This window comes from Achromobacter sp. FW305-C-28, assembly GCF_058783235.1.
The window spans coordinates 125760-138369 of sequence record NZ_JBYSYL010000012.1 but is presented as its reverse complement, the minus strand read 5'-3'; the positions used below and the strand labels follow the sequence as shown (position 1 = coordinate 138369).

The following is a 12610-nucleotide window of genomic DNA, read 5'->3' as shown; positions in this document are numbered from 1 at the left end:
CTTCAATACTTGACCCGCAGGTTCAGCATGGCGCTGCGCGGTTCGCCATAGGCGTTGCCCATGTCCGCGTTGCCCAGCCGCTGGTAATAGACCTTGTCGAACAGGTTGTTCACGTTCAGGCCCAGCGACACGTGGTCGCTGACGCGATAGCCGATGCGGGCATTCCAGAGGGCGTAGCCGGCCTGTGACACGCGCACCGAACTGCCGCTGACCGGGCCCTGCACGGCGCTTTCGGTATAGATACCGCTCTTGATGTTGACGCCGCCGCCCACGCTCCAGCGGTTCCATTGGCCCGGCAGCTGATAGGTCGTCCACAGCTGGAAGATATGCTTGGGCGTGAAGGTCCTGAAGGCCGCGCCGCCATTGGTGTTGTCTTTCAGGTAGCGGGTGGTGTTGAACGTATAGCCGCCCGCGACTTCCCAGCCCGGCGCGATGCGGCCCGAGACCTCGGCTTCCAGGCCCTGGCTGCGCACCTGGCCGCTGGCGTCATAGCAGCAGTCGCCTACGTCGGGATAGGCCGGGTCGCGTTGGGCGCGGTTGCGTTCGGTGATGCGAAACAGCGCGAAAGACGTGTTCAGCTTGCCATCGAGCCACTCGCTTTTCAGGCCGGCTTCGTAGTTGGACCCCACCACCGGCGGCAGCGAGCCGCCGTCGGCCGTGCGCAAATCGCTCTGCACGCGGAAAATGTCGGCATAGCTCGCGTACGCGGTCCAGTGGCTGTCGATGTCGAAGACCAGGCCCGCGTACGGCGTCATGCGGCCTTGCTCGCTGACCGCCGGATCGCTGCGGCCGTTGATGAGATTCTTGCTCTGCGTGCGCCACCAGCTCATGCGCGATCCCAGCACCAGCGTCAAGGGATCCGCCAGTTTCAGCCGCGCCATCGCATACACGCCGGACTGGCGGGTCTTGACGTCGCTCTTGCTGCCCCATTGGGGGTCGGCCGGCTCGGGGTAATCGTTGACGTCGTAGTGAAAGACATCCACTGGCCGCGCCGAAAAGCCCGGCAAGGAATACGCGTTGTAGGCCCGCGCGCTGCGGTCGTACCAATTGCCGCCGAACACCAGTTCATGACGGCGGCCCAGGGCTTCGAATGCGCCCGTCACCATCAGGTCCACGCCCAGCTGCTGGTTGCGGTATTGGTTACCGCCGCCATAAAGCCGCGGCCCCAGGCCGGTCTGGCGGTCCACCGCGCCGCGCACGTAGGCGTATTTGAGCTTGCTGGTTTCGTCGGCCTGGTTGACGTTGAGGCGGACGGTCCAGTCGGACGAGAACTGGTGGACCAGTTCGGCGAACACCTGCGTGTTCTCGAAATCCCAGCGGTTCCAGTCGGCACCCAGGTAAGTGCCGCGCGTCAGGCCAAGATCGCCGCCGTCCTTGTAGCGCGGCAGCTGCATCATGTAGGGCAGCCAGTCGCGCTTCTGGTAGCTGCCGCCCAGGGTCAGCAGCGTGCGCTCGCCCAGGTCGGCCTCGACGATGCCGTAGTAGGCCTGCTTCTGCGAGTTGGCCACGTCATAGAAATACTTGCGGTCTTCCTGCGCCGTGGCGATGCGGCCACGCACCGAACCGGATGCGTTCAGCGGCGTGGACAGGTCCAGTTCGCCGCGGTAGTTGTCCCACGACCCGGCGCTGGCCGAACCGGAAAACTGCAATTCGCGCGTGGGGCGCTTGCGCACCAGGTTGATGACGCCGCCGGGCTGTCCCGCGCCGTTGAACAGGCCGGCCGCGCCGCGCAACAGTTCGACGTGGTCGAACATGAATAGATCGGGCTGCGCCCACGATGCCCCCCCCGTCTGCATCGGCACGCCGTCGTACTGGAAGTATTCGATCTGGAAGCCGCGCGAATAGAACTGCGGAATCGCGGCGGTGGCGGCCAGGTCGATGGTGATGCCCGGAGTCTGCGCCATGGCGTCTTCCAGCGACGCCAGGTTCTGGTCTTCGATGCGTTGCCGCGTGATGACGGACACCGACTGCGGGATTTCACGCAGCGACAACGGCAGCTTGCCGCCGACGGTGACGCTGGGCGCCGTGTAAGACGCGCTACCTTCGGTGATGCCGGTCTGCTCGCCCTGCACCGTGACCGGCGCCAGGATGGCGGTGCCCGGCTCGGCCGACTGCGCCCCCGCGCTGCCCGCCCCCGCGGCCAGCCCGACCGCCACGGCGCCGCGCCGCAACCACTGCGCGGCGGCTGCCGCGCTCGCGTGGGATGAATGTTTGCGCCGCGCCAACCGACGCGCCCCACGTGTCTTGATACCCACGATTTCCTCCGCTTCCTGCCCGTTTCAATAAGATTGATAATCATCTTCAACGGGCGGGCGGCGGGCAATCGGAAAGGCTTTCGAATTCCGGATTAAGGCTTTCGCTTTTTCACCGGCGACACGGCCTGGCGGATGGCCGGCGCCTGTTCACGCAAGGCCTGCCACAAGTGCGTCATCACCGGCCCCTGCGGCCGATCGCGGCGCCGCGCGGCCGCCAGCGTCTCGGTACTGCCGGGCAAGTGGCGGTTGGCGAACGACAGCAGGCGGCCATCCTGCAGTTCGTCTTCGATCAGAAAACGCGGCATGTGGCCCCAGCCCAGGCCTTGCAGCAGGATCTCTTTCTTCATCAGCGGGTCGGCGACCGTGCACTGGCGCGCGCCCTCGACCATGAAGTAGTTCCGCGCGGGCGTATGGCGGGCGGTGTCGCGCATGACGCACTGGGTGTAGTCGCGCAGCTGCTCGGGCTTGATGGCGCGCGGTGCGGGCTCGCCCAGGTAGCCGGGCGCGGCCACCGGCACGAACGGCACGCTGCCCAGGTCCAGCCATTCGACCTGCGGCTCGCCGGGTTCGACGCGATGCAGAATCAGGTCGGCATCGCCATCCATCAGCCGTTCCCAGGGGCCGGTGACCGCCTCGAAATGCAGGTTCAGCCGCGTGGCCGGCCACCCCGCGAAGAACTCGCCCAGCATGCCCAGCAGCAAGGGCCGCGGGCAGAAATCACCGATCACCACGTTCAATTCGGTTTCCTGGCCCATCGCCAACTGTGCGGCATGGGCCCGCAGGCCGGCCAGTTCGCGCAACAGGGCCTGAGCGCGCAGGTGAAACGACTGTCCGGCTGGCGTGGGCTTGACGCGGTAACCGGCGCGATCCAGCAGTACCAGGCCCAGCTGGCGCTCCAGCTTGGCCACCGCGGCGAACACGGCCGGGTGGGACCGGTGCAGCAGCGTGGCGGCGGCCTGGAAGCCGCCTGCCCGCACCACCGCGTCGAAGCATTGCAGGTCGTGCAGCGTGAATTCGCTCATGTCTGTTTTTCCGACAATCTCTGTGCGATCTTTGTAATATCTTCCAAAACGGCCCGCAACTACGATCTGCCTCATCGACTCTTCTTTCAGGAAGGCCCATCATGCAGACCGATTCCTTCATCACCACGGGCGACGGCGCCCGCATTGCCTACCGCTGGGATGGCGACGCCGCCCTGCCCGTGCTGGCGCTGTCCAACTCCATCGGCACCACGCTGCACATGTGGGACGACCTGGTGCCGGCGCTGGCGCGGCATTTCCGCGTGCTGCGGTTCGACACCCGCGGGCATGGCGCTTCCAGCGTGCCGTCGGGCCCGTATTCACTGGACCGGCTGGGCCGCGACGTACTGGAATTGTTCGATGCCCTGGGCGTGCCACGCGCGCACTTCCTGGGACTGTCGCTGGGCGGCATCATCGGTCAATGGCTGGGCGTGCAGGCGCCTGACCGCATCGACCGGCTGATCCTCGCCAATACCTCGCCCTATCTCGGTCCCGCGCCGCAGTGGGACGAGCGCATCGCCGCCACGCTGCGGGCGCCCGACATGGCGGAAACCGCCGAGACCTTTCTGGCGAACTGGTTTCCCACTGCGATGCTGCAGGCCGGCGGCCCGGTCATCGACACGTTCCGCGGCATGCTGCTGGCGACCGACAGGCACGGCCTGGCGGGCGCCTTCGCCGCGGTGCGGGACACGGACCTGCGCCGCACCATCGCGTTGATTCCGCGCCCCACGCTGGTCATCGCCGGGCGCGACGACACCGTGACCGCGGCCAGCCATGGCGAGCAGATCGCGCAGACGGTGCCGGGTGCGAAGCTGCTGGCGTTGCCGGCGGTGCATCTGTCCAACATCGAGCAGCCAGAGGCTTTCCGCGAGGCGGTGCTGGGCTTCCTGCGCAGTTAACGCAGCTCGCTGGGGCGCACGCCGAAGCGACGGCGAAACGCCACCGAGAAGTGCGCGGGGGCATAACCCACGTGCCAGGCGGCCTCGGACACGCTCAGGCCGCCGCTCAGGATCAATTCGCGTCCATGGGTCAGGCGCGCCTCTTGCAGATAGCGGGCCATGCTGACACCGAAGGCGCGCTTGAAGGCCGCTTCCAGCTTGCGGGTGTGCAGGCCCAAGTCACGCGCAAGCGCCGAAGAGGACGGCGCGCCGCGCAGGTCCGCAGCCAGGCGGCGGCGCGCTTCGTGGGCGGCATCCAGGCCGCGCACGGTGGCCGACGGCGCCGCCGCGCGTTCATCCGGCAACGGCGCCTGCCCGGCCTGGGCCAGGGCAATCGCCGCCAGTTCCAGGCCCTTGGCGGCCAGGTACAGGCCGCGCGCCGGCCCTTCGTAGCGGCACACACGCACCTGGTCCGCGATGCGGCGCGCCTCGCGGCCCGCCGCGCCGTGCCAGATGACGGGGTGGCCGTACCCCGGATGGCCCCGCCCCAAGTCGCGCAGGAAATCGGGATCCACGCCCAGTTCCTGCCACAGCGCCGCCGCCGGCAGGGTGACCACGGTGTAGCGCTGGTCCACGCCGGCCTCGAAGGCATCGGCGCCCTGGGCCTGCCCCGGGTTCCAGGCCAGGCACAACGCCGGCCCGCGCAACGCGAGCGGCGCGCGGTCTTCGACGCGGCTGCGCACCTGCCCGTCGAGCAAGATGACCTTCAGGCCGGGATACAGGGATTCTTCGCGCCACTCGGTGACGCTGCGGCGGAACACGCCGGCGCGCAGCGAGCAGCCATGGACCAGGTCAAGCGCCGCGTCGACGCGGTGGTGTTCGGCAGCGGGGGCCGCGGCGCGGGCGCGCAGGAAAGGCATGGGATCGGACCGGATGCACCGGTCAGCAGGCTTATTTGAGAATAATTATTATTACCCAAGTTCCTTGCCGGCTCAATCAGGCGCCCCCACCCCGCTGACCCTGTGGTGTCATTCGCCCGCCCGCTCCCAGCGCCGCTGGATCGCCTTGGCGGCCACCACGCCGTCCGCCATCGACGTGACCACGCAGGGGTGCATGCGGTGCGCCACTTCGCCGATGGCATAGATGTCGGGCACGCTGGTTTCGGCGGTGGCGACATCGGTGCGGATGTAGCCACGCTCGTCGCGCGCCAGTTGCAGGCCATCGGCAAACGATGCCTGCGGTTCCCAGCCATAGAACACCAGGATCAGGTCATAGCGCCGGCCGTCCACGCTGCGGTTGGCCGGGTCGACCTGGTACGGGCCGATGCGCACGCCTTCCTTGCCGGCGCGCTGCACCCATTGCTGCTGGGCCCGCACGCTGCGCGCGTACAGGTGCACCGTGGCGGCGCCGCGGTTACGCACATAGACATAGTTTTCGAAGGCGTTGTCGCCGCCGCCCAGCACGGCGACGGACAGGCCGGAGTAATCCTGCGCCACGATGGGCGAGCCCGGGCCGATCAGCACGCCGGGCCAGCGCGATCCGGGGGGATGTTCCGGAAAGCCCTTGGCGCGCACGCCGGAGGCGATCACCAGGGTGCGGCCCCGCACCTGCGATACGCCCCCATTTTCATCGGACAAGCTGGCCTCGATGCCGCCCTTGCAGGGCCGCACCGCCGTCACCCGGGCGCCCAGCCGCAACGGCACGCCGGCCGCGCGCACGCTGGTGTCGATATTGGCGGCCACCTGTTGGCCCGTCACGCCGGGCAGCACGGCGATCCAGTCGTCCGTGAAGGGGTTGTCGCTGCTCAGCCCACCCAGGCGGTCGCCCGCCTCGACCAGCAGCGGCGCCAGGCCCAGCCTGGCCAGCCACAGGGCGCAGGAGGCGCCGGCCGGGCCGCCCCCTACAATGACCGAATCGTGCATCTGTTGCATTTCACCCCTTGTTTGCCATTGCCGGCCCCTCACGGGCGCCCGGACATGGCCGAATTGTAGCCAGCGCGCCACCCCCGGCCCGGCATCGCCTTACAATTCCGCCTATTCCACCCAGGTTTTCATCATGCCCACACGCCGCATCATCCTTTCCGGGCTCGCGCTCGACGCCCGCATCGGCATTCTCGAACACGAGCGCCGTGCCACCCAGCCCCTGCATGTCGACGCCGAATTCGACGTGGACATCCAGCGCACGGTCGACGACCACGATATCCACAGCGTGCTGGACTACCGCCGCCTGCGCGAAGCCATCGTCGAAGAGTGCACGCAGGCGCATGTGAACCTGATCGAAACCCTGTCCGAACAAGTCGCCGCACGCCTGTTGGCCGACTTCCAGGAAATCCGCTCGCTGCGCCTGCGCATCAGCAAACCCATGGCCTTTTCCGACTGTGCGGCGGTAGGCGTGGAAATCCAGCTCTCGCGTTGACCATGAACGATATCGCTCCCCCCGGCATCCGCTTTCGCACTGAAGCTGAAGAGAAAGCCCGCCACGAAGGCAACAAACTGACCAAGCGCCTGGCGCGTGAAACCACGCGCGCGCTGTCCGACTACAACATGATCGAGGCGGGCGACCGCGTGATGGTCTGTCTGTCCGGCGGCAAGGATTCCTACGCCATGCTGGACATCCTGCTCCAGCTGCAAAAGCGCGCCCCGTTTCCGTTCGAGCTGATCGCCGTCAACCTGGACCAGAAGCAGCCCGGTTTTCCCGCCGACATCCTGCCGCGCTACCTGACCGAACTGGGCGTGCCGTTTCACATCGAAACGCAGGACACCTACTCGATCGTCACGCGCGTGCTCGAAGAGGGCAAGACCATGTGCTCGCTCTGTTCACGCTTGCGCCGGGGCATCCTGTACCGCGTGGCGTCCGAGCTGGGCGCGACCAAGATTGCGCTGGGCCACCACCGCGACGACATCCTGGGCACGTTCTTCCTGAACCTGTTCTACGGCGGCAAGGCCAAGGGCATGCCGCCCAAGCTGGTGTCCGACGACGGCCGCCACACGGTGATCCGCCCGCTGGCCTATGTGCCCGAGACCGACCTGATCGCCTACGCCGAACTCAAGCAGTTCCCGATCATTCCCTGCAACCTGTGCGGCTCGCAGGAAAACCTGAAGCGCAAGGAAGTCGGCCGCATGATCAAGGAATGGGACAAGCAGCACCCGGGCCGCTCGTGGAACGTGTTCAACGCGCTGTCGCGCGTGGTGCCGTCGCACCTGATGGACCGCGACCTGTTCGATTTCGTCGGCCTCAAGCCGACGGGTGTGCCGGATGCCAACGGCGACACGGCATTCGACTCCGTGGACCCAACCGACGGCGAAAATGATGAAGCCTGCGGCGACACCGCGGCCACCCCCGCGCAGACGCCAGACGGCATCGTTGAAAAGAAAGTGATGTTCACGCGCGGCTGAATGCCGCGAAGGCGGGCCAAGGCCACACGGGCCCCGGACGGAATGCATCACACCACGCGTGCCGGCGCTCGACCGGTACGCCTGCCTTGAGCGCCGGCCTGGCGCTCAAGGCACACAGGCCCGCTACGCGTTCAACACCCGCACCGGCGTCCCGGCCTGCCAGGCCTTCACGGCCTCCAGCGCATTGCGATAGAACGCCTCGAAATTCTCGCGGCTGACATAGCCCAGGTGCGGCGTCAGGATGACGTTGTCCAGGTCGCGCAGATTGTCGGTGGGCGACAACGGCTCTTCGTCATACACATCCAGCCCGGCGCCCGCGATGCGGAACTTCACCAGCGCATCCATCAGGGCTTCCTGGTCCACCAGCCCCGCCCGCGACGTGTTCACCAGATAGGCAGACGGCTTCATGGCGGCCAGCGCGGCCGCGTCGACGATGTGGCGGCTGCGATCGGACAGGATCAAGTGCAGGCTGACGACGTCGGACGTGGAGAACAGCTCGTGCTTGTCCACCCGCTTGACGCCGGCCTCGGCCGCGCGCTCGTCGGTCAGGTTGGGGCTCCAGGCCACCACGTCCATGCCGAAGGCCAGGCCCACCTTGGCCACGGCCGCGCCCAGCTTGCCCAGGCCCAGCACGCCCAGCCGCTTGCCGGCCAGGGGCTCGGGCATACCCGTCTGCCACATGCCGCGGCGCATCGCCGCGTCTTCGGCGGTCAGGTGCTTGAACAGGCCCAGGATGTGCGCCCAGGCCAGTTCGGCGGTGGCGGTGTTGGCGTCGGCGCTGCCGGGTGCGCCGCTGACGACGATGCCCTGCGCGGTGCAGGCCGGCATGTCGATGGCGTTGTTGCGCATGCCGGTGGTGACCAGCAGGCGCAGGCGCGGCAGCGCGCGGATGCGCTCGGCCGGGAACGGCGTGCGTTCCCGCATGGCGATGATCACGTCGAAGGGTTCGAGGGTGGCCTCGACCTGTTCGTCGGGAATGAAGTTGTTGAAGATCTGCACCTCGGCATCGCCGCCCAGGGAACCCCAGTCGGCGTAGCGTTTGGCGACATCGTGGTAATCGTCGAGGATTGCGATTTTCAAGTCTTGTCTCCGGGTGGCGTGGCGCGCATCGCGCCAGCCGCCCGGCCAGCGCGTTGCGCGCCGGTCAGTTCAGTCGTGCCTTGAGCTGGTCCAGCGGCAGCGCGCCGCTGATGCGCGAGCCGTCAGGGAAGAACAGGGTCGGGGTGCCGCGCACCATCAGCTGCTTGCCCAGCGCCAGCAGCTTGTCTTCAGGCACGCCGCAATTGGCGGTGGCCGGCTTCTGGCCACGCAGCATCCAGTCGTCCCAGGCCTTGCCCGGGTCTTTCGAACACCAGACGTCGCGCACCTTCACATTGGAGTCGGGCGACAGGATGGGATACAGGAAGGTGTAGACGGTGATGTTGTCCACGTCTTCCATGGTCTTGCGCAGCTGCTTGCAATAGCCGCAGTTGGGGTCTTCGAAAATCGCGACCTTGCGCGAGCCGTCGCCCTTGACCTGCTTGATGGCGAGGTCCAGCGGCAGCTGGTCGAACGGAATGGTGCCCAGCTTTTCCTGCGCTTCGCGCGTCACGTCGCGGCGAGTCATGGCGTCGATCAACGGACCTTCCATGACCCAGGTGACTTTTTCGTCCGTGTAGATCAGGTCCATGCCCAGCTGCACTTCGAACAGGCCATAGGGCGTGCGGCGCACCGCGGTGACGTCCATGCCGGTGAAGCGCTGCTTGAAGCGGTCCTTGACGGCGTCCGCCACGGGGTCCGCTGGCGCCACCTGGGTGGTGGAATAGCTCTTGTCGCCTTTGGCCGGCTGCCCCACCGTGCTGGTGGAAACGGACTTGTCGCCCTTGGCCGGCGCCTGCGCCTGGGCGCCTGCGGACAAGCCCAGGCCCGCGGCCATGAAGCAGGCAGCCAGCGCGGCGGGAAAACGGAAATTCATGGGCACTCCTGTAATTATCGTGACGTATCGCATACGTAGGCGGAAAGCGTAACCGATCCGGTGTGACGCGGCGCCGGGCAATGCCGGGGCCTGGCGCCAGGGCCATGGGAATCAGACAGTTCGGGACCCGTACGGGTTCCTCAATGCGCCGATTCCGGCGGCCGCCCACAGGCGATACGAAAAACGGGGCCTGGGCCCCTTCAATTCGTGGAGGCGCCCGCGATCAGCCGCCGCTTGATCAGCGGGGCCCGCTCGACCCAGTGCATGCCCGCGTTGCGCAGCCAGACCAGCGGGGTGGCGTGCGACCCGAACAGCTTGTGCAGGCCATCGGTGGCCAGCCGCAAGGCCAGCACCGGCTCGGCGCGCGCGCGCTGGTAGCGATGCAGCACCCGCAGGTCGCCTGCCTGGCGGTAAGGCTCGCGACCGGCCACGGTGCGGGCCAGGGCCTCGACGTCGCCCAGGCCCAGATTCAGGCCCTGGCCGGCCAGCGGGTGCAAGCGATGCGCGGCGTCGCCGGCCAGCGCGATGCCGGGTGCGACCATCTGGGCGCGTTCCAGTGTCAGCGGAAAGCCGTGCAGCTTGCTGCGCACTTTCAGGCGGCCCAGCCGGCCTTGGGCGGCGTGTTGCAGCAGGGATTCCAGCCGGGCGGCCTGCTCGTCGGCCGGCAAGGCCAGCAGTTCGGCGGCGCGCTCGCTGCGCATGGACCAGACCATGGACACCTGCGGGCCGTCGGCGGTATCGGGCAGCGGCAAGAGCGCCAGCACGCCGTCGTCGCGGAACCATTGGAAGGCCGTGCCCTGGTGGGCGTGTTCGGCATCCAGGTTCACGACCAGGCCGGTGTCGTTGTACGACACCGCGTCGTGCTTCAGGCCGGCGGCAGTGCGCAGCGGCGAGGCGGCGCCGTCGGCGCCCACGAACAGTTCCGCCTGCAGCCGGGCGCCGCTTTCGGTGTCGACCGCGCCGGCCTGGTAGCCGGTGCAGCGGTCTTCGATCCAGGGAATGCCGAACATGCGCACGGCCTGGATCAGCACCCGTTCGATTTCGCCGGACTCGACGATCCAGGCCAGTTGCGGCAAGGCGGCCTGCCAGGCGTTCAGGTGCACCAGTCCGTCGGCATCGCCATGGATTTCCATGGCCTGCACCGGGGTCAGGCGGGCGGACGGCATGGCGTCCCAGACGCCCAGCTCGGCCAGGAAACGCTGGCTGGCGGGCGAAATGGCATAGACGCGCGCATGGTAGTGGTTGGGGTCAGCCGGCGGCACGGTGGTGCGCGGCGCCAGCAGCGCCACGCGCTGGCCGCGGCGGGCCAGGGCCAGCGCGGACGACAGACCGACGATGCCGGCCCCGCAAACGACGATCTGGTGGGTCATCTTGCGCTGGGCTCCCCGGCTTGCTTGGGCCACAGCAGCCACATCTGGCCACGCTGCTTCATGCGGCCTGCCTGTTGGCCGGCCTCTTCGCCGTAGCCCCAGTAGAAGTCGGCGCGGGCCGCCCCGCGGATGGCGGTGCCGGTATCTTGCGCGAACACCAGGCGTTGCAACGGCCGGTCAGAGGCCGGGTAGGTGGTGGCCAGGAACACGGGCGTGCCCAGCGGCACGAAGCCGGCGTCCACCGCAATGGCGCGGCGCGGGGCCAGGTTGACGCCGTAGGCGCCCTTGGGGCCCAGTTCGGGGTCGATCACCGGTTCTTCGCGGAAGAACACCACGGCCGGGTTGGCATTGAGCATCTCGGGCACGCGCTTGGGGTTGCGCTGCGCCCAGGCACGGATGTTCTGCATGGACGCCTGATCGGCCGACAGCTCGCCGCGGTCCGCCAGCCAGCGGCCGATGGATACGTAGGGCTGGCCGTTGTGGTCGGCATAGGCCACGCGGATGGTCTTGCCAGTATCGGGGCCGTCGGTCAGCTGCACCCGGCCCGAGCCCTGCACCTGCAGGAAGAAGTTGTCGACGGGGTCGTCGACCCAGACCACCACCGGCGGGCGGCGGCCCGACGATTCGATCGCGGCGCGGGTGTCGTAGGGCACCACGCGCTTGCCTTCGAGCTTGCCGCGCACGCGCTTGCCGGCCAGATCGGGGTAGACCGAACCCAGGTCGATGGTCAGCAGATCGGCCGGCACCGCGTACAACGGCCATTGATAGTTGCCGCCCTGGCGGCGCGAGCCGCGCACCAGGGGTTCGTAGTAGCCGGTGACGGTGTTGGCCGCCGGCTTGCCGTCAGGCGCGTTCAGGCGCCAGGGTTGCAGGTAGGCCTGCAAGAAGCGGCGCACACCTTCGATGTCGGTGGCGGCGGGCGCGCGGGCCGGATCGGCCGCGGCAGCGCAGACCGGCTGCCAGGCGCGCGGCGCGGCGCGGGCCGGCGCGGCCAGGTTGCCGCTGGTCGGGCGCATCAGCCCCTTGCAGTTGCGCAGGAACAATGGCCAGAACTGCGCCAGATCATCGTTGGACCAGCCCGGCATCTCGGCCCACGAGGCCGCCTTGAACTTGCCCGCCAAGGCGCGCGGCGGCGTATCGGGCAGGGCCGACAGCGCCGGCACCACCAGGGGACCGTCGACGGACGAGGCGCGCGGGCCGGACGGGCCCGGCTGGCCGGAATCGGGGGGGACCTCGGAGGTCGTGCTGCATGCCGCCAGCAGGACTGACAGCACGGACAGGCTAAGAATGCGCTTCATGAGCAGATGGAAAACCGTACAACGTGTGGCCGCGCCCCGGTCAATGCAGGGTACGCGGCATGGCCAGGACGAATTCGGAGATCGGCACTTCGAACGGAATGCCGTTCTCGCCGACGCAATGGTAGGTGCCGCGCATCGTGCCGACCGGGGTGGGCAGGGGACAGCCGCTGGTGTATTCGAAGGTCTCGCCGGGCGCCAGCAGCGGTTGCTGCCCCACGACCCCCAGCCCGCGCACTTCCTGCACGCGCTGGTTGCCATCGGTGATAATCCAGTGGCGGCTGATCACCTGGGCCGGATGCTCACCGGTATTGGTGATGCGAACGGTATAGGCGAACACGAACTGCTGCTCGCCAGGATCGGACTGTTCTGGCACGAAGCGCGGAGAGACGGAGACGCTAAGGTCGTAAGGTTTCACAGCCCTTCCCTGTGTGACACGCTCAA

12 protein-coding genes are annotated in these 12610 nt (G+C 68.0%); 3 read left to right on the top strand and 9 right to left on the bottom strand.

Annotated features, from left to right (window positions below; all coding sequences use genetic code 11):
- Positions 1-2: 2 nt before the first annotated feature.
- Both AC3WMR_RS25185 and AC3WMR_RS25180 read right to left on the bottom strand, forming a co-directional pair.
- A complete protein-coding gene (locus tag AC3WMR_RS25185; RefSeq protein ID WP_492265882.1) occupies positions 3-2255 on the bottom strand; it encodes a TonB-dependent siderophore receptor in 2253 nt (750 codons plus the stop codon).
- A 92-nt stretch (positions 2256-2347) separates the two neighbouring features.
- On the bottom strand, positions 2348-3277 hold the full coding sequence (locus tag AC3WMR_RS25180) for a LysR family transcriptional regulator (RefSeq protein WP_492265883.1): 930 nt from the start codon (positions 3275-3277) through the stop codon (positions 2348-2350).
- 101 nt (positions 3278-3378) lie between these two features.
- On the opposite strand from AC3WMR_RS25180, the gene pcaD reads away from it, so the two are divergent.
- The gene (gene pcaD / locus AC3WMR_RS25175) at positions 3379-4173 is read left to right on the top strand and encodes a 3-oxoadipate enol-lactonase (protein WP_492265884.1); all 795 of its coding nucleotides are present in this window, start codon (positions 3379-3381) and stop codon (positions 4171-4173) included.
- Here the strand turns inward: pcaD and AC3WMR_RS25170 are convergent.
- A complete protein-coding gene (locus AC3WMR_RS25170) occupies positions 4170-5072 on the bottom strand; it encodes a helix-turn-helix transcriptional regulator (RefSeq protein ID WP_492265885.1) in 903 nt (300 codons plus the stop codon). The genes pcaD and AC3WMR_RS25170 overlap by 4 nt on opposite strands.
- A 108-nt stretch (positions 5073-5180) precedes the next feature.
- A complete protein-coding gene (locus AC3WMR_RS25165; RefSeq protein WP_175193662.1) occupies positions 5181-6083 on the bottom strand; it encodes an NAD(P)/FAD-dependent oxidoreductase in 903 nt (300 codons plus the stop codon).
- 124 nt (positions 6084-6207) lie between these two features.
- On the opposite strand from AC3WMR_RS25165, the gene folB reads away from it, so the two are divergent.
- Together folB and ttcA are read left to right on the top strand one after the other, a co-directional pair.
- Positions 6208-6567 (top strand): dihydroneopterin aldolase, encoded by a 360-nt coding sequence (gene folB, locus AC3WMR_RS25160; RefSeq protein WP_025139773.1) that lies wholly within the window; start codon positions 6208-6210, stop codon positions 6565-6567.
- Positions 6568-6569: 2 nt separating this feature from the next.
- A complete protein-coding gene (ttcA, locus tag AC3WMR_RS25155) occupies positions 6570-7547 on the top strand; it encodes a tRNA 2-thiocytidine(32) synthetase TtcA (protein ID WP_492265886.1) in 978 nt (325 codons plus the stop codon).
- A gap of 123 nt (positions 7548-7670) precedes the next feature.
- Here the strand turns inward: ttcA and AC3WMR_RS25150 are convergent, their stop codons facing one another.
- The 5 genes from AC3WMR_RS25150 to apaG form a co-directional block, all read right to left on the bottom strand.
- The gene (locus AC3WMR_RS25150) at positions 7671-8627 is read right to left on the bottom strand and encodes a D-2-hydroxyacid dehydrogenase family protein (protein WP_492265887.1); all 957 of its coding nucleotides are present in this window, start codon (positions 8625-8627) and stop codon (positions 7671-7673) included.
- A gap of 64 nt (positions 8628-8691) precedes the next feature.
- Positions 8692-9501 carry a DsbC family protein gene (locus tag AC3WMR_RS25145; protein ID WP_492265888.1) on the bottom strand — a complete coding sequence of 270 codons (810 nt, stop codon included), beginning with the start codon at positions 9499-9501 and terminating at the stop codon, positions 8692-8694.
- A gap of 200 nt (positions 9502-9701) precedes the next feature.
- Positions 9702-10871, bottom strand: a complete 1170-nt coding sequence (locus tag AC3WMR_RS25140) for a UbiH/UbiF family hydroxylase (RefSeq protein WP_492265889.1) — start codon at positions 10869-10871, stop codon at positions 9702-9704.
- On the bottom strand, positions 10868-12169 hold the full coding sequence (gene mltA / locus AC3WMR_RS25135) for a murein transglycosylase A (RefSeq protein ID WP_492265890.1): 1302 nt from the start codon (positions 12167-12169) through the stop codon (positions 10868-10870). The genes AC3WMR_RS25140 and mltA overlap by 4 nt, the downstream gene beginning before the upstream one ends.
- A gap of 40 nt (positions 12170-12209) precedes the next feature.
- On the bottom strand, positions 12210-12584 hold the full coding sequence (gene apaG, locus AC3WMR_RS25130; RefSeq protein ID WP_006392509.1) for a Co2+/Mg2+ efflux protein ApaG: 375 nt from the start codon (positions 12582-12584) through the stop codon (positions 12210-12212).
- Between the last annotated feature and the right edge of the window lie 26 nt (positions 12585-12610).